The sequence below is a fragment of the Stenotrophomonas sp. SMYL86 genome, assembly GCF_036320025.1.
GTDB classification, from domain to species: Bacteria; Pseudomonadota; Gammaproteobacteria; order Xanthomonadales; family Xanthomonadaceae; genus Stenotrophomonas; species Stenotrophomonas maltophilia_A.
Genome location: NZ_JAWIRU010000004.1, coordinates 220,163 through 239,607, shown reverse-complemented (window position 1 = coordinate 239,607; position 19,445 = coordinate 220,163). Strand labels below are relative to the sequence as shown.

Sequence of the window (19,445 nt, the reverse complement as noted above, 5' to 3'; positions counted from 1 at the left end):
TCATGATGCTGGACACACCTGCATGGATGCCGGCCAGCGGCCGGCACTACCGCTACCGCGCCGGTACCAGCGTCATCGTGTGCTGCGCTTTGCCGGGCAGGAACGGTGTCGGCCGCCCATGCACCCAGTCTTCGTGGCCGGCGCCCCAGTACGGCGAAAGCGGGTGCCCGCTCTGGCCGCCGGGCATGTGCACGATGCCGTCGGCCTCATGTCCGGGCGAAACCACCATGCGTTCGGAGGCGCCGAAGTTCGGCGTCTGCACGCGCGGCATGTCACGGTCGCCGGGCAGCGGGTCGGCGGGCATGCACAGCCAGCGCTTGGCGATGTCCGGCAAAGCACGCGCGATGGGATGGCAGAGCGCCGCGGTGTTGCGCTCTCCCCAGGTGCGCTGGGCCAGTGGGCCCTGCTTGGCCAGCTCGCTCTCGGTGCGGCGTGCGGCATCAAGCAGCAGCGCGTCCCAGCTGTCGTAGGCCGGTGGCAACAGGTTGGCGGGGCGTTGCTGCAGCATCGGCCAGGCAACGCCTTCCAGTTGTGCCAGGCGCGGGTCCAGATAGTCATCGCCCAGCTGCGCGTTGGCCGGCGCCAGCAGTGCATCGGACAGGGTATCCATCACCTGCGTGCGGAACGCGCGCACCACCCGGTAGCTGACCGAGCCGGCCGAGGCCCGGCCGCCCCATTGATGGCTGACCGCCTTCAAGCGCTTCAGTGCAGGGTCGTCACTGCGTTCGATGACGTCATGCAGCAACGCCCACCAGCGCTGCAGGAACACGGCGCGGTCGTCGAGCTGGATCGCCAGCAGGTCGTGTTCGTCGAAGCGGTCCTGGATGGCGAGCAGGTCGCGGATCTGCTGCGCACGCGCGCCGAGGTCATAGCCACCGTTGCCGACGCTGGCCAGCGCCTCGCCGTCGAGGACGCGTCCGTTGGCGGTCCACAGGCGATGGTTGGGGGGATCGATCAATGCAGGCGAGGCATCGCTGCGGATCGGCCACGGTGCGCAGTCCTGGTTGCTGGCGGCCGTGAAGGCGGCCGGTGCACAGCCGGGGCCTCGGTCGGGGCGGGCGCCGATCAGGCGCCAGGCGATGCGTCCGCTGCGGTCGCCGACCACCAGGTTCTGCGCGGGAATGCCGGCACGGTCGGCGAAGTGCAGTGCACCGTCCAGGTCACCGGCGCGGGCCAGATCAGCGAAATCCAGGCGTACGGCGCCGGGCAGGTGTGCGACCCAGCGCAGGGCATCGCCACTGCCATCGGCATGGGTGTGCAGAATCGGCCCCCAGGCGGTTTCGCGTACCGGGAACAGCACGTCGGCCTGGCCGGCCACCGCAATGCGTTCTTCGTGCACGGTCACCGTGGCGTTGGCCGCTTCCGTGCGGTAGTCCGCCGTGTCGATGTAGCTGTTGGTGAAGCCCCAGGCGACGTGGCCGTTGCTGCCGACGATCACCGCCGGCAGGCCAGGGAGCGAGAAGCCAGTGACGTCGACCAGGCCGCCGGCGGCCTGCGGGTCCGGATAGCGCAGGCGCACCCGGAACCACAGCCCCGGCGCACGCAGGCCCAGGTGCATGTCGTCGGCAATGATCGCGCGGCCGTCGGCGGTGAGTGCGCCGGCCACCGCGAAGTTGTTGCTGCCGATGACGTCCGCCTCCTCCTGCTCGGTGCCCGGCTTTCCCTTCAATGTGCGCAGATCGAGCTGGCTGGCATCGGGCAGAATCGCATTGCCGGTGGCTTCGCCAAACAGCGGTGCATCCCATTCGGTGCCGTCGTGGGCAATCAGCGCGTACAGCGCCGGCGGCACCACCGCACGGATGCGGCTGAGGGCAAGCTCGGTCTGGTTGTTCGGGTCCTGCAGGTCGGCGTACATGGCCAGCCCGGCCAGCACGCTGTCGCTGGCCTGCCACGGTTGCGGTGACTGCCGCAGCAGCAGGTAGGCCCACGGCCGCACGGAGAGATCGGTAAGGCCTTCGTTGACGCCATCCACATAGGCGCGCACGACCGCGCCGTTGTCGCCCAGCGCGGTATCCAGATGCGCCTCGGTGCGGGCGCGCAGGCGGTGCACGCGCATGCGCTTGTCAGCTTCAATGGCCTTCGGCCCGAACAATGCCGACAGCTCGCCGGCGGCACTGCGGCGCATCAGGTCCATCTCGAAATAGCGTTCCTGCGCATGCACATGGCCGAGTGCGCGCATCGCGTCGGCCTGGCTGCCGGCAGTGATGGTGACCACGCCCAGCGCATCGCGCTCGATGGTGACCGGCTTGGCCAGGCCCGGCAGCGCATGCTCGCCGTCCAGGTCGGCCAGGCTGCCGCGCAGCAGGAGCCACAGGGCCAGTGCGGTGACCAGCACGACGGCGACCAACACACCCAGCACCCAACGCCATGTACGTCGCATCGCACGTCCTTTCCGAACTCGTGGGCCGATTGTAGCCGCAGGCGCAACTGCGACTGATTCCGATTAGATCACCGTATTTTGAAATGCGGCACCCTATGCCACATCGATTCACAGGAGCCCCCCATGAAAGGCAACCCGGACGTCATCGCCTGCCTGAAGGAACTGCTGCGCGGCGAACTCGCTGCTCGCGACCAGTACTTCATCCATTCCCGCCGCTATGAGGACCAGGGCCTGTTCGCGCTGTACGAACGCCTGAACCACGAGATGGAAGAGGAAACCCAGCACGCCGACGCGCTGCTGCGCCGGATCCTGTTCCTCGGCGGCGACCCGGACATGCGCCCGCATGCCACCGAGCCGGGCAAGACCGTGGAAGAGATGCTGCAGAAGGATCTCGACACTGAATACGCGGTTCGGAACAATCTCGCCGCCGGCATGAAGCTGTGCGAAGAGAAGGGTGACTACGTGAGCCGCGACATGCTGCTGGCGCAGCTGAAGGACACCGAGGAAGACCACGCCTGGTGGCTGGAGCAGCAGCTGGGCCTGATCAAGCGCATCGGCCTGGAGCTGTACCAGCTGAGCAAGATCGACGGCAACGGCGCCCCGGCGCACTGAGCCGGCGCCCCGCTTTGGGTAGAGCCGAGCGCGGGGGGGGGGGGGGTGAAAAGCGCGCCCGCCAGCGGGGGGGGCGGAGAGCAGCAGGAGAAGGGGGGCCGGGGCCGCGCGGTGGGGGCGCCCGCCCCCCGCGGGGGGAGGCCACAAAAAACCCCCCCCCCCCCCCCCTCGGCTCTACCAGAAGAAGCACAGCGTTCTGTCGCCCGCCAGCACCGGAGCATCGCCAGCCAGCTTTCGCCAGTCAGCCGCTCCACCGCCCGCCAGCCGACAACGAAAAAGCCGGGGAATGCCCCGGCTTTTTCGTGTCTGGTCTCCGGCAAGGCGTGTCAACCAAGGTTGACACCCACCAGGAGCAATGCCCCAGCCTTTATTCCACCGACAGCCCTTCCACCTTCTGCCAGCCGCGCGGCAGCAGGTGGCCGCGGGTGGCGCGGGCGCCGAGGTAGGCGTCGAGCTCGTTGAACTTCAGCCCCATCGTGCGCTGCCCGCTGCGCACCTGCAGGGTCTGGCCCGGGCTGATCGCCACGATGGCGACCACACGTTCGGTGGCGAGCTTGGCCTTCGGGATCTCGATGATCTTGTTGCCCTTGCCCTTGTCCAGTTCCGGCAGGTCGTTGGCGGCGATCGCCAGCAGGTTGCCCGAACTGGTCACCGCCACGATGCGGTCGGTGGCGACGTTGGCCACCACCGACGGGGTCAGCACGGTCGAGCCGGCTGACAGGTTCAGCATCGCCTTGCCGGCCTTGTTGCGGCCGATCAGGTTCTCGAAGCGGGTGACGAAGCCGTAGCCGTGGGTGGAGGCCAGCACGAAGCGGGTGTCCGGCTCGGCGCTGGCCAGGGTCACGAAGCTGGTGCCCGCAGCCGGCGAGAAGCGGCCGGTCAGCGGTTCACCGTTGCCACGCGCGGAGGGCAGGGTGTGCACCGGCGTCGAGTAGGCGCGGCCCTCGCTGTCGAGGAACGCGACCTGCTGCGTACTGCGCGCACGCACCGCGCCCTGCAGGGCGTCACCATCACGGTAGGACAGGGCGGACGCATCGACGTCGTGGCCCTTGGCGGCGCGGATCCAGCCCTTCTCCGACAGCACGACGGTCATCGGCTCGCTCGGCACCAGCTCGGTCTCGTCGATGGCCTGCGCGGCCTGGCGCTGCACCAGCGGCGAACGGCGCGCGTCGCCGAATTTCTTGGCATCGGCGGTCAGTTCGTCGCGGATCAGCTTCTTCAGCTTGGCCTTGCTGTCGAGGATGCCGAGGATCTTCTCGCGCTCCTTGGCCAGCTCGTCCTGCTCGCCACGGATCTTCATCTCCTCCAGGCGGGCCAGCTGCTTCAGCTTGGTTTCCAGGATGTACTCGGCCTGGTCGTCGGACAGGCCGAAGCGCGCGATCAGCGCCGCCTTCGGTTCGTCCTCGGTACGGATGATGTGGATCACCTCGTCCAGGTTGAGGAACGCGACCAGCAGGCCTTCCAGCAGGTGCAGGCGGCGCTCGACCTTCTGCAGGCGGTGCTGCAGGCGGCGGGTGACGGTGTTGCTGCGGAAGGTCAGCCATTCGCTGAGCAGCATCTTCAGGTTCTTCACCTGCGGACGGCCGTCCAGCCCGATCACGTTGAGGTTGACGCGGTAGCTGCGTTCCATGTCCGTGGTCGCGAACAGGTGGCCCATCAGCTGCTCGGCGTCGACGCGGTTGGAACGCGGCACCAGCACCACGCGCACCGGGTTGGCGTGGTCGGACTCATCGCGGATGTCTTCCAGCCACGGCAGCTTCTTGGCGCGCATCTGCGCGGCGATCTGCTCGATCACCTTCGACGGCGACACCTGGAACGGCAGCGCGGTGACCACGATGTTGTGTGCTTCCTTGGTGAAGGTCGCACGTGCGCGCACGCTGCCGTTGCCGGTTTCGTAGATGTTCCGCAGATCGTTGGCCGCGGTGATGATCTCGGCGCTGGACGGATAGTCCGGGCCCTGCACGTGCTCGCACAGGTCGCGCACGCTGGCATCGGGGTTGTCCAGCAGGTGCAGCAGTGCGCTGACGATCTCGTTGAGATTGTGCGGCGGCACGTCGGTGGCCATGCCCACGGCGATGCCGGTGGTGCCGTTCAGCAGCAGGTGCGGCAGCCGTGCCGGCATCCAGGTCGGTTCCTGCAGGGTGCCGTCGAAGTTCGGTGCCCAGTCGGTGGTGCCCTGGCCCAGTTCGCCCAGCAGCACTTCGGCAATCGGGGTCAGCTTGGATTCGGTGTAACGCATCGCCGCGAACGACTTCGGGTCGTCGCTGGAGCCGAAGTTGCCCTGGCCCTCGATCAGCGGGTAGCGGTACGAGAACGGCTGTGCCATCAGCACCAGCGCCTCGTAGCACGCGCTGTCGCCATGCGGGTGGTACTTACCGATGACGTCACCGACGGTGCGCGCGGACTTCTTCGGCTTGGACGCGGCATTCAGGCCCAGCTCGCTCATCGAATAGATGATGCGGCGCTGCACCGGCTTCAGGCCGTCGCCGATGAACGGCAGGGCGCGGTCCAGGACCACGTACATCGAGTAGTCGAGGTAGGCGCGTTCAGCGTACTCGCGCAGCGGCAGTTGTTCGAATCCGTGGAACACGGGGCGGGCAAGTTCGGTCATGCGGCGTTGTTACCTGTTGTCGGGAGGCGGCGACGGCGGTCGCCGCTCGCAATCCTGTGATTATCCGGATGCGGCGGGGGATGCCAAGCCGCGCGCAGGGTCCAGCCCGGTTTCCAGGCCGTGTCCGGCCCGTGCCAGGTAGCGCCCCGGTGGCAGCCCGAAGTGGCGGCGGAACACGGTGACGAAGGCGCTGGCGCTGCTGAAGCCCAGCGCGTGGGCGATATCGGCCACGCTGCGGCCGTCGGTCAGCTGGCGCAGGGCTTCGGACAGCCGGGCCTGCTGCCGCCACTGGGCGAAGCTGAGCGTGGTCTCGTCGCGGAAGTGGCGGGTCAGGCTGCGCGGCGACAGTCCGGCCCAGTGCGCCCATTCGGCCAGGCTGCGCTCGTCGGACGGGTCGGCCAGCAGCTGCGAGGCGATCTTCAGCAGGCGCCGGTCATGCGGCATCGGCAGGTGCATGCGCTGGCGCGGCGCGGTACGGATCTCGTCCAGCAGCACCTCGATGATGTGCTGGCGCTCGGGCGTGGTGTCGTAGCCCAGCGGCCATTCGCAGATGCGGTCGGCCAGCGCCTGCGCCAGCTTGGACAGGCCCAGTACGCAGGGATCGGCGGGCAGGGTGGCGCAGGCCGGTGCGGCCAGCGCCATGCCCCAGCCACGCAGCGGGCCGTCGAGGGTGACCGTATGCGGCTCCAGCGGCGGCATCCAGCCGGCCGAGCCCGGCGCCAGTGACCACGTTCCGTGCGAGGTGCGGGTGGTCAACAGGCCGCGTTCGACGCAGATCAGCTGCGCGCGCTGATGGTGGTGCCAGTCCACTTCACGGACCAGGCCCAAGGGGCTGTCGAAGCGGAAGGCGACAACCGGTGGCCCGTCATTGCGCTCGAACCAATCCAGGGCGTCGTCGCGCAGCAACCGCTTGGGAGGGGGGATTTCTGCCTTGTTCATCATATCCGCTGGCTGAAATGTGTCATCCATTGGCTGAATTGTACTACCGGGCCACCTGACCAGATCATTAAGGTAGGCGCCTTCGTTGATCCAGCCCGCTGCTGCAACACAGCATTCGATGCCAGATCGAATATTTCCATTGAGAAATATTTTTTTTGGAAGAGAATGCTCCCCCATGATCTGTCCTGCAACCACTCCCCCCAGCTTCGGCCTGCTGCTGCGCCAGGTGCGCGACGGCCTGGTCCGTCAACTCGACGCATCCATGGCTGAAGAAGACCTGGGTATCGGCTTCACCCATTACATCGGGTTGAAGGTGCTTTCCAACATGGCTCCGTGCACGGCCAACGAGCTGGCCCAGGCCATCGACCAGGTGCCCAGTGCGGTGACCCGCCTGCTGGACAAGCTGGAGTCGTTGGGCTGCGTCCGCCGCGAACCGCATGCCCAGGACCGGCGTGCGCTGCAGATCGTGCTGACCGATGAAGGCCGCGCACTGTGGGCGCGGCTGAAGCTGCGTGGCGACGCGGTGATGGATTACGCCCTGCGTGATCTTTCCGCCGACGAGCGCACGCAGCTGCTGTCCCTCCTCACCCGAATCCGCGATTCCCTGACGACCCCATGAACCCGATCCCGCAATCCACTCTCCGCCGGTCCGGGCGCGCGCTGCTGGTATCAGCGCTGGCCCTGGCCCTGGCTGCCTGCGCCAGCAGTCGTGGCCTCAACCCGCAGGGCCACGTGCTCGACGTGGACAGCCTGCACAGCGAACGCACCCTGGCCGACACCGACCTGAGCGCCACCGGCTTCCCGGCGCAGGACTGGTGGAAGGCACTGGGCGATGCGCAGCTGGACGCGCTCGTCGCCGAGGGCCTGGCTGGCCACCCGAGCCTGGACGCTGCCGATGCGCGCCTGCGCCAGGCGCAGTCGCAGGTCGGTACCGCGCGTGCCGATCGCCTGCCGAGCCTGTCGGTGTCCGGTGGCTATACCGGTCTGCGCCTGCCCGAGTCGATGGCCGGCAGCGAGATGGGTGGCCATTACGCTGGCAGCAGCCAGGTCGCGTTTGATTTCAGCTATGGCGTGGACCTGTGGGGCGGCAAGCGCGCTGCCTGGGAAGCGGCCGTGGACGGCGCCCATGCCGCCACTGTCGAAGCCCAGGCTGCACGCCTGAACCTGTCCACCGGCATCACCCAGGCCTATGCCGACCTGGCGTATGCATGGCAGCTCAATGACGTGGCCGAAGAAGAGCTGGGCCGCTCGCAGAAGTCGCTGGAACTGACCCGCCAACGCCGCAGCGCCGGCATCGACAGTGATCTGCAGGTGCGCCAGGCCGAGGCGCGCGTGCCCGCCGCGCAGCAGCAGGTGCAGGCCGCGCAGCAGCGCATCGATGCGGCCCGCACCGCGCTGGCCGCGCTGGTCGGCAAGGGTCCGGACCGTGGCCTGTCGATCCAGCGCCCGCAGGGGTTGAATCCGATGGCGCTGCAGCTGCCGGGCGTGCTGCCCAGCGAACTGTTGGGTCGTCGCCCGGACATCGTTGCCGCGCGCTGGCGCGTGGAAGCGGCCGACAAGCAGATCAAGGTCGCCAGGACCAAGTTCTACCCGAGCTTCAACCTGACCGCACTGGCTGGCGTCGTCGCACCGAACGTGGGCGATCTGCTGAAAAGCAGTTCGACCTTCGCCTACATCGGACCGGCGCTGAGCCTGCCGATCTTCGAAGGCGGCAAGCTGCGCGCCAACCTGGCCAACACCGATGCGCAGTACGACCTGGCGGTGGCCAACTACAACCAGACCGTGCTCGATGCACTGCGCGACGTGGCCGACCAGGTCAACGCGGTGCGTTCGCTGGCACAGCAGGCGCATTCGCAGCAGCAGGCGGTGGCTACCGCACGTTCGGCCTTCGACCTGGCCCAGCAGCGCTACCGCGCCGGCATCGGCAGCTACCTGGACGTGCTGTCCGCGCAGTCCACCCTGCTGCAGTCGCAGCAGCAGCTGGCCGGCCTGCAGTCGCAGCAGGTGCAGACCTCGGTGCGCCTGAGCAAGGCGCTGGGCGGTGGTTTCCAGCCCTCTGACGCCGACCGCGCACCGATCGCCTCCCATTCCGATTCCTCGCATTCCTGAAGACTTCCGCCATGAGCCAGACCCAAGACACTGCGGCCCCGGCCGCCCCCAACCGCCGCGGCAACCTGCTGCGTGGCCTGTTCGTGATCGTCGTGCTGCTGCTTGCCGCACTGGCGTTGTGGTACTTCATGTTCGGCCGTTGGTTCGAAGAGACCGACGACGCCTACGTGCAGGGCAACCAGGTGCAGATCACCCCGCTGGTGGCCGGTACCGTGGTCGCCATCAACGCCGATGACGGCATGCGCGTGGAGCGCGGCCAGCTGCTGGTGCAGCTGGACCCGTCCGACACGTCGGTGGCGCTGCAGCAGGCCGAAGCCAACCTGGCCAAGACCGTGCGCCAGACCCGTGGCCTGTACCGCAGCGTGGAAGGCGCACAGGCGGATTTGAACGCCCGCCAGGTGACCCTGAAGCGCGTGCGCGACGATTTCGCCCGCCGCAAGGATCTGGCCGCCACCGGCGCCATTTCCAATGAAGAACTGGCCCATGCCCGTGACGAGCTGGCCGCTGCCGAAGCCGCCGTGGCCGGTTCGCGCGAGACTGTCGAGCGCAACCGCGCGCTGGTCGACGACACCGTGATCGCCACCCAGCCGGATGTGCAGGCCGCCGCCGCGCAGCTGCGCCAGGCCTTCCTCAACAACGCCCGCGCCGGCATCGTCGCGCCGGTCACCGGTTACGTCGCCCGTCGTTCGGTGCAGGTTGGCCAGCGCGTGCAGCCGGGCAATGCCCTGATGGCGGTGGTGCCGACCGAGCAGATGTGGGTCGAGGCCAACTTCAAGGAAACCCAGCTGCGCCACATGCGCCTGGGCCAGGAAGTTGAGCTGAAGTCGGACCTGTACGCCGGTGACGTGAAGTACAAGGGCCGCGTCCAGAGCCTGGGCCTGGGCACCGGCTCGGCGTTCTCGCTGCTGCCGGCGCAGAATGCCAGCGGCAACTGGATCAAGATCGTTCAGCGCGTGCCGGTACGCATCGCCATCGATGCCAAGCAGCTGGCCGAACACCCGCTGCGCATCGGCCTGTCGATGAAGGCCGAAGTGAGCCTGCGCGACCAGAAGGGCGAAGTGCTGCCGAGCACCCCGGCCAAGGGCACGGTGTTCGACACCGACGTGTATGCCAAGCAGCTGCATGATGCCGACGAGGTGATCCACACGATCATCCAGGGCAACCTGCCGCAGCAGGCGAAGGTGGGCTGAGGTCGCCATGTCCGCACAAGCTCCAGCCGCGCCCGGTGCTCCGGGCGCCCCGGCGGCGCCGGGTGCGGCCTCCGGGTTCCTGCCGCCCAGCGTCGCCCTGTGCACCGTCGGCCTGGCGATGGCGTCGTTCATGCAGGTGCTCGACACCACCATCGCCAACGTCTCGCTGCCGACCATCGCCGGTAACCTCGGCGCCAGTTCGCAGCAGGCGACCTGGGTCATCACCTCGTTCGCGGTCAGCACGGCCATCGCGCTGCCGCTGACCGGCTGGCTCAGCCGCCGCTTCGGCGAACGCAAGCTGTTCGTCTGGGCCACGCTGGCCTTCGTCATCACCTCGCTGCTGTGCGGCCTGGCGCAGAGCATGGGCATGCTGGTGCTGTCGCGTGCGCTGCAGGGTTTCGTGGCCGGCCCGATGTACCCGATCACGCAGTCGTTGCTGGTCTCGATCTATCCACGGGAGAAACGCGGGCAGGCGCTGGCGCTGCTGGCGATGATCACGGTGGTGGCGCCGATCTGCGGGCCCATCCTCGGCGGTTGGATCACCGACAACTACAGCTGGGAATGGATCTTCCTGATCAATGTGCCGCTGGGCATCTTCGCTGCGCTGGTGGTGGGCAACCAGCTGAAGGGGCGCCCGGAGCACATCGAGAAGCCGAAGATGGACTACGTCGGCCTGGTCACCCTGGTGATCGGTGTCGGTGCGCTGCAGCTGGTGCTCGACCTCGGCAACGACGAGGACTGGTTCTCGTCGATGAAGATCGTGGTGCTGGCGTGCGTGGCCGTGGTCACGCTGACGGTGTTCCTGATCTGGGAGCTGACCGACAAGGATCCGATCGTCGACCTGAAGCTGTTCCGGCATCGCAACTTCCGCGCCGGTACGCTGGCGATGGTGGTGGCCTACGCGGCGTTCTTCAGCGTGGCGTTGCTGATTCCGCAGTGGTTGCAGCGTGACATGGGCTACACCGCGATCTGGGCGGGCCTGGCGACAGCGCCGATCGGCATCCTGCCGGTGATCATGACCCCGTTCGTGGGCAAGTATGCATCGCGCTTCGACATGCGCATGCTGGCTACGATTGCGTTCATTGTGTTGTCGATGACCAGCTTCCTGCGTTCGAACTTCAACCTGCAGGTGGACTACAACCATGTGGCGGGCGTGCAGCTGATCATGGGCATCGGCGTCGCGCTGTTCTTCATGCCGGTGCTGCAGATCCTGCTGTCGGACCTGGATGGGCGCGAGATCGCGGCGGGCTCAGGCCTGGCCACCTTCCTGCGTACGCTGGGCGGCAGCTTCGCGGCGTCGCTGACGACGTGGCTGTGGGCGCGGCGTACCCAGGTGCACCACGCCGACCTGACCGAGCACATCTCGGTCTATCAGCCGGGCATGCAGGACCAGGTGACAGCGATGGGGCAGGGCGACCTGCAACATGGCGCAGCGGTACTGAACAACATGATCAACCACCAGGCATCGCAGATGGGCTTCAACGACATCTTCTTCCTGCTGGGCTGGATCTTCCTGGCGATCATCGCGTTCCTGTGGCTGGCCAAACCGCCGTTTGGCGCAGGCGCAGGTGCGGCCGCCGGTGGCGGACACTGAAACTCCCTGGAAACACGTGCTGTATTTTGACCCCGCCGCAAGGCGGGGTTTTTGTTTGTGCACTCAGGCGTCGACGGAGTGCATCCATGCGTGGATGGGCGTCACCATCGCGTTGACGCTGCAAACCCCGGAAACGAAAAAACCCGCTTTCGCGGGTTTGATCATCTTGAGTCGTGGTGCCCAGGAGAGGACTCGAACCTCCACGGTTTTACCCGCTAGTACCTGAAACTAGTGCGTCTACCAATTCCGCCACCTGGGCGACTCAGGAGATGAATTGTGCGGTACGGCAGAGGATGTGTCAACAACATTTCACACCTTTTTCTGCGGCTGTACGCCCAGGTGAAGCAGCAGGCTGCGCATCGCCGATGACAACTGCGCCCACTCGGCAAAACAGGCGCACAGGCGGCGCTGTGCCCATGCATCGGCGAGCGGTACGGCGACGGTATGCGTGCTGCGCCGATGCTGGCGGGCGATGGTCCGCGGCACGATGCCGACACCAATGCCGTGGCCGACCATGATGCATACGCCTTCGAAGGTCTTCATGCGGATGCGTACGTCCAGGCGCCGACCGATGTCGCGCGCCTGGTCCTCGATGTAGGTCTGCAGTGCATTGCCATCGGCCAGTGCGACGAAGGTTTCGCCGGCAACATCGGTGAAGGCCACGCTGCGCCGCGATGCGAAGCGGTGGTCTGCGGGCAGCAGCATCACCAGTGGATCTTCGGCGACCACATGCTGCTGCAGGCCGGCAGCGTCGACGGCATCGCTGATGATGCCGGCCTCGGCCTGGCCAGCACTGATCGCACGCACGACTTCAGGGCTGGTGCGCTCCAGCAGTTCCACGTGCAGGCGCGGGCGTTCGGCCAGCCATGGTGCGAGCCGCGAAGGCAGATAGTTGGTCAGCGCTGCGGTGTTGGCATACAGATGCAGGGTGCCGCGCGCACCGTGCGCGAACGCCTGCAGTTCACCGCGCAGCTGTGCCTGCTGCTGCAGGATCAAGCGTGCATGGTGGGCGAGCGCGGCACCGGCTTCGGTCAGGCTGACGCCGCGTGGGTGCCGGTTCAACAGCGGGGTACCGGCATCGGCTTCGATCGTGCGCAGGCGCTCACTGGCTGAGCCCAGTGCCAGGTTTGCCTGCGCGGCACCGGCCGTGATGCTGCCCGCTTCGGCAATGGCCAGGAACAGGCGCAGGTCGGCGATATCCATCCGCATGTGATGCCCTCATCGCAACGCCTGAGCCTTCGGATCAGCCGAAGGCGAGGCCGGGAAGACCGCATTGTGCGCCGAACGGCCGGCCGATCCAATGAAGGCATGAATGAATCGATGTACTTCTACGTGCTGCTGGTGGTGGTGTTCGTGCTGGCCGGTGTGGTCAAGGGCGTGACCGGCATGGGCTTGCCGACGGTGGCGATGGGCCTGCTGGGCAGCACGCTGTCGCCGGTGGCGGCGGCGTCGATGCTGTTCATCCCGACCTTCGTCACCAATGCATGGCAGTTGTTGTCCGGGCCATCGCTGGGCCACATCGTGCGGTGCCTGTGGCCGATGATGCTGGCCGTGGTAGTGGTGACGCTGGGCTCGGCAGCGCTGCTGGTGCGGGTCGATCGCACCTGGTCGCGCGTTGCGCTGGGCGTGGCGCTGGTGGTCTACGCGGCGTATGCGCTGCTCGCGCCGGTGTTCCGCGTGCCGCAGCGGCGCGAGCGATGGCTGGGGCCGCTGGTGGGGGCGTTGTCGGGTGTGGTGACCGGCGCCACCGGCGTGTTCGTGATGCCGGCGGTGCCGTACCTGCAGTCGCTGGGGTTGCAGCGCGAGGAGCTGGTGCAGGCGCTGGGGCTGGCGTTCACTGTGTCGACGATTTCGCTGACCACTGGCCTGGTGCTGCACGGCGCATTCGGCATCCAGCAGCTGGGGCTGAGTACGCTGGCGGTGCTGCCGGCATTGCTGGGCATGTGGCTGGGGCAGGTGATCCGGCAGCGCATCAGTGCGCGGGTGTTCCGCGCCTGTTTCCTGGGTTTCCTGCTGCTGCTGGGGCTGGAGCTGGTGCTGCGGCCGCTGTTGTGATGCCGGCCGCCGGTCGCGGCGATGCCGAATCACGGGTATGAAAAAACCCGCTTTCGCGGGTTTTTCTCATTCTCGACGTGGTGCCCAGGAGAGGACTCGAACCTCCACGGTTTTACCCGCTAGTACCTGAAACTAGTGCGTCTACCAATTCCGCCACCTGGGCGTCGAGGAGCGAGATTATGGGGTGTTGTTACGGGGGTGTCAACACTTTTGGTCGTGTTCGGCGTCACTCGCTGTGCCGCCCTGCATTCCGCCCGCCCGCAGCAGGTTCATGCCGGCGACGGCGCCGAGGATCGCCGCGCTGCCCATCCATTGGGCCGGCCCCAGCACATGGCCGAATGCCGCCGCATCGATGGCAATGGCGATGACCGGGTAGAGGAAGGACAGGACGCCAACCAGCAGGGTCGGTAGTTTCTTCAGGGCTGAGTACAACAGCGTCGACATCATGCCAGTATGCACGAAGCCCAGCGTCAGCAGCAGTGCCCATCCATGCGACGGAGCGTCGCCCGGCCAGCGCGCGAAGGGCAGCAGCAACAGGCTGCCCATCAGGAGCTGCACCGTTACGACCACGGGCGTGGGCACGTCCACCAGTCGTTTGCCGATGGCTGCGGCAATGGCGTAGAGGAGGGCGGCCGCCAGCGCCAGCAGAATGCCAGTGAAGTAGTTGGCCGAAGGGGTGGTGCCTGAGGGGGTGGCAACAACGATCATCACCACGCCGCCGAAGGCCAGCAGCAGCCAGCCCCACTGAGCGGGGCGTGGGCGTTCGCCGAAGGCCAGCACGCCAAGGGCCACCAGCAGGAACGGTTGGGTGTGATAGGTGACGGTCACCACGCCGATCGACGCATACGGGTAGGCGGAGAACAGGCAGATCCAGTTGAGGGTCAGGGCTGCACCGCCAGCGAGAATCCAGGGTAGGCAGCGCCGCTTGCGCGCATCCCCTAACGGCAGGCGCAGTGCGACGCAGGCCAGCAGCATGGCCAGTCCGCCCAGCAGGCAGCGCCAGAACACCACGGTCGGCGCGGGCAGTCCGGTTTCCACCACGAACCAACCCACGCTGCCGGATATCACCATCGCTGCCGCCATCTGCAACGCGCCAACGCGGATGGACTGCATGCCACCTCCAGCGGTGTTCGATATGTCGAACGATTGGCCGCTAAGATAGAAGTGACCACTAGTGTTCGTCAAGCCGAACATTCGTTCGATATGGAGTATTCATGTCTTCATCCACGTTCGCGCCCATTGATGTCCTCGCCCGTGCCCTCAGGCGGGAGCGCGAGCATTTGGGGGTGTCTGTTTCTGAGCTGGCCAAGCGCGCTGGCGTTGCCAAGTCCACGCTTTCCCAGCTGGAGGCTGGTATTGGCAATCCCAGCCTTGAAACGCTGTGGGCGCTGGCCTCGGCGCTGGAGGTTCAGGTATCGCAGCTGATCGCTCCGCCGCAGCAGCCGGTGCAGGTGATACGTGCTGGAGAGGGCGCTCGTTTGGCCTCCGAGCAGGCTGATTACGTCGTGCATCTGCTGGCCGCGTGCCCCGCGGGGGCGCGCCGCGATATCTATCGGGTCGTGGTCGAGCCTGCATCCATCCGTGAATCCGCACCGCATCCGCCGGGAACGGTGGAGCACGTGGTGCTATGCAGTGGCCGCGCGCGCTTGGGGCCAGTGGGGCAGTGCGTCGAACTGGGGGCGGGCGACTACATCAGCTATGCGGCCGATGTCGCGCATGTGCTGGAGGCGATGTCGGAACCGGTCACCGCGGTGATGTTGATCGAGCATCGCTGAACCCGGACGACCGGAACGCTGGTAAGAGAATCCCTGCCGACATCCATGCTGGAGTGGTGGTGCCTGATGGAGCGTGGAAATGACTGAGAAGGCTTCGCCAGGTGACTGGGTCAAGCGCGGGGAGGGTGACGGTGGCATTGAGCGCATCGAGGCGTTCTTCGAAGGCCACGGTTACGCGCCTCATCGACATGACACTTATGCCATCGGATTCACGCTGGCTGGGGTGCAGAGTTTCCAGTATCAGCGCTCACGGCGGCACGGCGTGCCTGGATCGGTGCTCGTGCTGCATCCTGATGAACTGCACGATGGTGAGGCGGGCACGGCCGCCGGATTCCGCTACAGGATGGCCTATGTCTCACCTTGGCAGGTGCAGCAGGTGCTTGGCGGTGCGCCGCTTCCCTTCGTGCAGGGGGGGGTATCCAGCGCCCCTCGCCTGAGGGCCGCGATTCTGCCTCTACTGGCGCACCTACAGGCCTGCCTGGATCCCATGGAAGAGGCTGACGCGCTCTATGATCTATCGCACAGCCTTGTCGCGGTGGCCGGGCGCCCGCGTGCCATGCGCAGGCCCGATGCGGCCGGGGTGGAGCGGGCCCGCGCTTACCTGATGGACAGGCTCGGACAGCAGGTGACCTTGGATGCGCTGGAGCAGGTCAGCGACATGGATCGCTGGCAGCTGAGTCGTGATTTTCGCGCGCTGCTGGGTACCAGCCCCTATCGGTTCCTGACACTTCGGCGGCTCGACAGGGTGCGCAGGGCCCTGCTGGCCGGGCAATCAATCGCCTCGGCTGCACTCGATACGGGCTTCTTCGATCAGAGCCACATGGCGCGGCAGTTCCTGCTTGCCTACGGGGTCACGCCTGCGCTGTGGCTCAAGCGGATGGGCATGCGCGGCCGGCGCCGTTGATCGTTGCACGATCGTACAAGAACCCCACGGCGGAGTTTTCCATGCTTCCTCTTCCATGTCGCCAAGAGCATCCGCATGTCACACCTTGATCCCTCTCCTCTGCCCCAGCCGGTCTCGCTTGCCCGGAAATTTGCGCTGTTTACCGAACAGTGGGCACCCAAGGTCATCGCCGAGATGAATGACTACCAGTTCAAGATCGTACGCATCGAGGGCGTATTCGTATGGCACGTGCACGCCGACACTGATGAGGCGTTCCTGGTGGTTGAGGGAGAGCTGCGCATCGAATTCCGCGACGGGCACATCCTGCTGCGACGAGGCGAACTGTACGTCGTGCCTAAAGGGGTGGAGCACAGAACCTGTGCCGATCACGAAGTGTGGTTGATGCTGGTCGAGCCGCGAGGCGTGCTCAATACGGGCGATTCGCGCGGCGAGCGCACTGCGCAGAACGATGTCTGGATATGAGGCGGAGGCGCCGGACAACAAAAAACCCCTGATCGCTCAGGGGTTCTTTATCAGTGGTGCCCAGGAGAGGACTCGAACCTCCACGGTTTTACCCGCTAGTACCTGAAACTAGTGCGTCTACCAATTCCGCCACCTGGGCGTTCCAGAGGCGCAATTGTGAAGATGAATCCGCAGGCTGTCAACGACTTCCTGAATATTTTTCATGCAAGGCCTTCAAGACAGCCGCTGACCCGTTCTGCACGCCGTCAGCGGCTACCATGTAGGGCGATGACTACCAAAAAACCAAGCAAGGGCGGGAGCACCTCCCGCAGCCAGGCCCCGAAGAAGGGCGCCAAGGCGGGCACGGCCCGCACCACCAAGCCGGGCAAGCCGTTGCCGGGCTGGTTCCCCGAATTGAATGAAGGCGGCGCACCACCGCGTGGTCGCAAGGTCCGCAGCGCCGATGCCGCCGCTCCGGGCCCGGCCCCGGGCCGCAAGCTGCCGCCGACCGGCAAGGTGATCGACGATCCCTATGCCGCCCGCGAAGCCGAGAAGTACGAACAGCCCATCGCCAGCCGCGAGGCCATCCTGGCCCTGCTGGAGCGCTGCGAAGGGCCGCAGACCGCCGAAGAACTGGGCGCGCGCCTGGGCCTGACCGCGCCGGACCGGGCCGAGGCGCTGTCGCGCCGGCTCGGTGCCATGGTCCGCGACGGCCAGCTGGTGCAGAACCGTCGCGGCGGTTTCGCCCCGATCCAGACCCTGAACCTGGTCACTGGCGTGGTGATCGCCAACCCGGAAGGGTTCGGTTTCCTGCGCCCGGTCGAGGGCGGTGACGACCTGTTCCTGCCGCCGTATGAAATGCGCAAGGTCATGCACGGCGACAAGGTGCTGGCCCGTGTGACCGGCATCGACCATCGTGGCCGTCGCGAAGGCAGCATCGCCCGCGTGCTCGAGCGCGGCATGACCCGCCTGATCGGCCGCTTCAGCATCGAGATGGGCATCAACTACGTGGTGCCCGACGACAAGCGCGTGCAGCGCAACGTGCAGGTGCCGCCGGACCAGACCGGTGGTGCGCGCGATGGCCAGCTGGTGGTCTGTGAACTGACCCAGGCGCCGGACAGCCGCCGCCCGCCGATCGGCCGCATCATCGCCGTGCTCGGCGACAAGCTGACCGCCTCGCTGGTGGTGGAAACCGCCATCCACGGTCATGAGCTGCCGTTCGAGTTCCCGCAGGAAGTGTTGGACGAAGCCGCCTCGGTACCGCTGGTGGTCGAACCGGCGATGATCGGCGACCGCGTCGACCTGCGCAGCACGCCGCTGGTCACCATCGATGGCGAGGATGCCAAGGACTTCGACGACGCGGTCTACTGCGAGCCGAATGCCGAGGGTTTCCGCCTGGTGGTGGCGATCGCCGATGTCTCGAACTACGTGCGCCCCGGCACGCCGCTGGATGAGGAGGCGCAGAAGCGCGCCACCTCGGTGTACTTCCCGGGCTTCGTGGTGCCGATGCTGCCGGAGACGCTGTCCAACGGCATCTGTTCGCTGATGCCGAAGGTCGACCGCATGTGCTTTGTCTGCGACATGCAGATCGACCGCGACGGCCTGGTCACGCATTCGCGCTTCTACGAAGCGGTGATGAACTCGCACGCGCGCCTGACCTACACCCAGGTGTGGAAGGCGGTGGGCGAGGACGATGCCGATACCAAGGCCTGGATGGGCGACCTGCTGCCGCAGGTGCAGCGCCTGCATCAGCTGTACAAGGTGCTGTCCAAGGCACGTGCCAAGCGCGGCGCCATCGAGTTCGAAAGCAGCGAAGTGCGCTTCGTGCTGGACAACCGCGGTGAAGTCACCCAGGCCGGCATGCTGGTGCGCAATGACGCGCACAAGCTGATCGAGGAATGCATGATCGCGGCCAACGTCGAGGCGGCCAGGTACCTGCTGTCGCGCCATGTGCCGGCCCCGTACCGAATCCACGAGAAGCCGCCGGAAACCAAGTACGCCGACCTGCTGGAATTCCTCAAGGAGTTCAAGCTGAGCCTGCCGCCGTGGTCCAAGGTGCGTCCGGGCGATTACACCAAGCTGCTGAAGAAGATCCGCGACCGTCCTGATGCCACGTTGCTGGAATCGGTGCTGCTGCGCAGCCAGAGCCTGGCGATCTACAGCCCGGAGAATCACGGTCACTTCGGCCTGGCGCTGGAGGCGTACGCGCACTTCACCTCGCCGATCCGTCGCTACCCTGACCTGCTGGTGCACCGCGCGATCAAGCACGCGCTGTCCGGCAAGCCGCTGGACAAGTTCACCTACAACGCACGCGAAATGGCTGCGCTGGCGCTGCAGTGCTCCGAGCGTGAGCGCCGTGCCGATGAGGCCGAGCGCGAGGTCGACGAGCGCTACCGCGCCGCGTGGATGGAAAAGCACGTAGGCGGGCAGTTCGACGGTGTGATCAGTGGCGTGACCAGCTTCGGCCTGTTCGTGGAGCTGGACGAGTCGAAGGTGCAGGGCCTGGTCCATGTGACCCAGCTGCCGCAGGACTATTACAAGTTCGACGCGACCCGCAAGACGCTGACCGGCGAGCGCCGTGGCAGCAGCTACCGGCTGGGTGATCGCGTGCGCATCCTGGTGCTGAAGGCCAGCATGGAAGAGCGCAAGATCGACTTCCGCCTGGTCGAGCACAAGGGCGAAGACGAGGGCGATGGCCTGCCGCCGCTGCCCGAGCGTGGCAAGCCGGCCAAGCGGAAGAAAGAGAAATATTGATGACCGTGGTAGTGCCGGCCGCTGGCCGGCAGGCAAGGCCCCCCCGGGCCCCCCCGGGGTGCGGCCCGCGGGCCGGCCAAC

15 protein-coding genes and 3 tRNA genes are annotated in these 19,445 nt (G+C 66.6%); 10 read left to right on the top strand and 8 right to left on the bottom strand.

Annotated features, from left to right (window positions below):
- Positions 1–52 precede the first annotated feature (52 nt).
- Positions 53–2,380 carry a penicillin acylase family protein gene (locus V3B64_RS07380; RefSeq protein ID WP_329913875.1) on the bottom strand — a complete coding sequence of 776 codons (2,328 nt, stop codon included), beginning with the start codon at positions 2,378–2,380 and terminating at the stop codon, positions 53–55.
- Between the two features lie 123 nt (positions 2,381–2,503).
- On the opposite strand from V3B64_RS07380, the gene bfr reads away from it, so the two are divergent.
- On the top strand, positions 2,504–2,992 hold the full coding sequence (gene bfr / locus V3B64_RS07375) for a bacterioferritin (RefSeq protein ID WP_004151115.1): 489 nt from the start codon (positions 2,504–2,506) through the stop codon (positions 2,990–2,992).
- A gap of 367 nt (positions 2,993–3,359) precedes the next feature.
- On the opposite strand, the gene parC is transcribed toward bfr, so the two are convergent.
- Both parC and V3B64_RS07365 read right to left on the bottom strand, forming a co-directional pair.
- On the bottom strand, positions 3,360–5,603 hold the full coding sequence (gene parC / locus V3B64_RS07370) for a DNA topoisomerase IV subunit A (protein ID WP_121503835.1): 2,244 nt from the start codon (positions 5,601–5,603) through the stop codon (positions 3,360–3,362).
- Positions 5,604–5,663: 60 nt separating this feature from the next.
- Positions 5,664–6,545 (bottom strand): helix-turn-helix transcriptional regulator, encoded by an 882-nt coding sequence (locus tag V3B64_RS07365; protein ID WP_049399506.1) that lies wholly within the window; start codon positions 6,543–6,545, stop codon positions 5,664–5,666.
- Between the two features lie 172 nt (positions 6,546–6,717).
- Here V3B64_RS07365 and emrR point away from each other — a divergent pair, with 172 nt between their 5' ends.
- Genes emrR through emrB form a run of 4 tightly spaced genes read left to right on the top strand, consistent with a single transcriptional unit; the run spans position 6,718 to position 11,435 of the window.
- Positions 6,718–7,161 carry a multidrug efflux system transcriptional regulator EmrR gene (gene emrR, locus V3B64_RS07360; protein WP_032127923.1) on the top strand — a complete coding sequence of 148 codons (444 nt, stop codon included), beginning with the start codon at positions 6,718–6,720 and terminating at the stop codon, positions 7,159–7,161.
- Positions 7,158–8,651: a multidrug efflux transporter outer membrane subunit EmrC gene (gene emrC / locus V3B64_RS07355; protein ID WP_329913874.1), complete on the top strand. Its 1,494-nt coding sequence runs from the start codon at positions 7,158–7,160 to the stop codon at positions 8,649–8,651. Before emrR ends, emrC begins: the two co-directional genes overlap by 4 nt.
- Before the next feature lie 11 nt (positions 8,652–8,662).
- Entirely contained in the window at positions 8,663–9,841 is a 1,179-nt protein-coding gene (gene emrA, locus V3B64_RS07350) for a multidrug efflux MFS transporter periplasmic adaptor subunit EmrA (protein WP_049399501.1), read from the top strand.
- A 7-nt stretch (positions 9,842–9,848) separates the two neighbouring features.
- Positions 9,849–11,435 (top strand): multidrug efflux MFS transporter permease subunit EmrB, encoded by a 1,587-nt coding sequence (emrB, locus tag V3B64_RS07345; protein ID WP_032127920.1) that lies wholly within the window; start codon positions 9,849–9,851, stop codon positions 11,433–11,435.
- A 174-nt stretch (positions 11,436–11,609) separates the two neighbouring features.
- On the opposite strand, the gene V3B64_RS07340 is transcribed toward emrB, so the two are convergent.
- Together V3B64_RS07340 and V3B64_RS07335 are read right to left on the bottom strand one after the other, a co-directional pair.
- Positions 11,610–11,694 (bottom strand) — tRNA-Leu (locus tag V3B64_RS07340).
- A 50-nt stretch (positions 11,695–11,744) separates the two neighbouring features.
- Positions 11,745–12,644, bottom strand: a complete 900-nt coding sequence (locus V3B64_RS07335; RefSeq protein ID WP_121503834.1) for a LysR family transcriptional regulator — start codon at positions 12,642–12,644, stop codon at positions 11,745–11,747.
- A gap of 99 nt (positions 12,645–12,743) precedes the next feature.
- Here V3B64_RS07335 and V3B64_RS07330 point away from each other — a divergent pair, with 99 nt between their 5' ends.
- Positions 12,744–13,490, top strand: a complete 747-nt coding sequence (locus V3B64_RS07330) for a sulfite exporter TauE/SafE family protein (RefSeq protein WP_329913873.1) — start codon at positions 12,744–12,746, stop codon at positions 13,488–13,490.
- A 78-nt stretch (positions 13,491–13,568) separates the two neighbouring features.
- Here the strand turns inward: V3B64_RS07330 and V3B64_RS07325 are convergent.
- Together V3B64_RS07325 and V3B64_RS07320 are read right to left on the bottom strand one after the other, a co-directional pair.
- Positions 13,569–13,653: transfer RNA gene (locus V3B64_RS07325), tRNA-Leu, on the bottom strand.
- Positions 13,654–13,691: 38 nt separating this feature from the next.
- Positions 13,692–14,603: a DMT family transporter gene (locus V3B64_RS07320; RefSeq protein ID WP_132809717.1), complete on the bottom strand. Its 912-nt coding sequence runs from the start codon at positions 14,601–14,603 to the stop codon at positions 13,692–13,694.
- 101 nt (positions 14,604–14,704) lie between these two features.
- Here V3B64_RS07320 and V3B64_RS07315 point away from each other — a divergent pair, with 101 nt between their 5' ends.
- From V3B64_RS07315 to V3B64_RS07305, 3 genes are all read left to right on the top strand, one after another.
- Entirely contained in the window at positions 14,705–15,265 is a 561-nt protein-coding gene (locus tag V3B64_RS07315; RefSeq protein WP_032127916.1) for an XRE family transcriptional regulator, read from the top strand.
- A 79-nt stretch (positions 15,266–15,344) separates the two neighbouring features.
- Positions 15,345–16,169: an AraC family transcriptional regulator gene (locus V3B64_RS07310; RefSeq protein WP_329913872.1), complete on the top strand. Its 825-nt coding sequence runs from the start codon at positions 15,345–15,347 to the stop codon at positions 16,167–16,169.
- 75 nt (positions 16,170–16,244) lie between these two features.
- Complete coding sequence (locus V3B64_RS07305) at positions 16,245–16,631, top strand: cupin domain-containing protein (protein ID WP_032127914.1); 387 nt, start codon at positions 16,245–16,247, stop codon at positions 16,629–16,631.
- Positions 16,632–16,685: 54 nt separating this feature from the next.
- Here V3B64_RS07305 and V3B64_RS07300 read toward each other — a convergent pair.
- A tRNA-Leu gene (locus tag V3B64_RS07300) sits at positions 16,686–16,770 on the bottom strand.
- A gap of 128 nt (positions 16,771–16,898) precedes the next feature.
- Between V3B64_RS07300 and rnr the strand changes: the two genes are divergently transcribed.
- Positions 16,899–19,364: a ribonuclease R gene (gene rnr / locus V3B64_RS07295; protein ID WP_049421611.1), complete on the top strand. Its 2,466-nt coding sequence runs from the start codon at positions 16,899–16,901 to the stop codon at positions 19,362–19,364.
- Positions 19,365–19,445: the final 81 nt, after the last annotated feature.

Coding starts and splice junctions, on each gene's coding strand:
- V3B64_RS07380 (WP_329913875.1), bottom strand. CDS start 2,380: ATGCGACGTACATGGCGTTGGGTGCTGGGTGTGTTGGTCGCCGTCGTG.
- bfr (WP_004151115.1), top strand. CDS start 2,504: ATGAAAGGCAACCCGGACGTCATCGCCTGCCTGAAGGAACTGCTGCGC.
- parC (WP_121503835.1), bottom strand. CDS start 5,603: ATGACCGAACTTGCCCGCCCCGTGTTCCACGGATTCGAACAACTGCCG.
- V3B64_RS07365 (WP_049399506.1), bottom strand. CDS start 6,545: ATGATGAACAAGGCAGAAATCCCCCCTCCCAAGCGGTTGCTGCGCGAC.
- emrR (WP_032127923.1), top strand. CDS start 6,718: ATGATCTGTCCTGCAACCACTCCCCCCAGCTTCGGCCTGCTGCTGCGC.
- emrC (WP_329913874.1), top strand. CDS start 7,158: ATGAACCCGATCCCGCAATCCACTCTCCGCCGGTCCGGGCGCGCGCTG.
- emrA (WP_049399501.1), top strand. CDS start 8,663: ATGAGCCAGACCCAAGACACTGCGGCCCCGGCCGCCCCCAACCGCCGC.
- emrB (WP_032127920.1), top strand. CDS start 9,849: ATGTCCGCACAAGCTCCAGCCGCGCCCGGTGCTCCGGGCGCCCCGGCG.
- V3B64_RS07335 (WP_121503834.1), bottom strand. CDS start 12,644: ATGCGGATGGATATCGCCGACCTGCGCCTGTTCCTGGCCATTGCCGAA.
- V3B64_RS07330 (WP_329913873.1), top strand. CDS start 12,744: ATGAATGAATCGATGTACTTCTACGTGCTGCTGGTGGTGGTGTTCGTG.
- V3B64_RS07320 (WP_132809717.1), bottom strand. CDS start 14,603: ATGCAGTCCATCCGCGTTGGCGCGTTGCAGATGGCGGCAGCGATGGTG.
- V3B64_RS07315 (WP_032127916.1), top strand. CDS start 14,705: ATGTCTTCATCCACGTTCGCGCCCATTGATGTCCTCGCCCGTGCCCTC.
- V3B64_RS07310 (WP_329913872.1), top strand. CDS start 15,345: ATGACTGAGAAGGCTTCGCCAGGTGACTGGGTCAAGCGCGGGGAGGGT.
- V3B64_RS07305 (WP_032127914.1), top strand. CDS start 16,245: ATGTCACACCTTGATCCCTCTCCTCTGCCCCAGCCGGTCTCGCTTGCC.
- rnr (WP_049421611.1), top strand. CDS start 16,899: ATGACTACCAAAAAACCAAGCAAGGGCGGGAGCACCTCCCGCAGCCAG.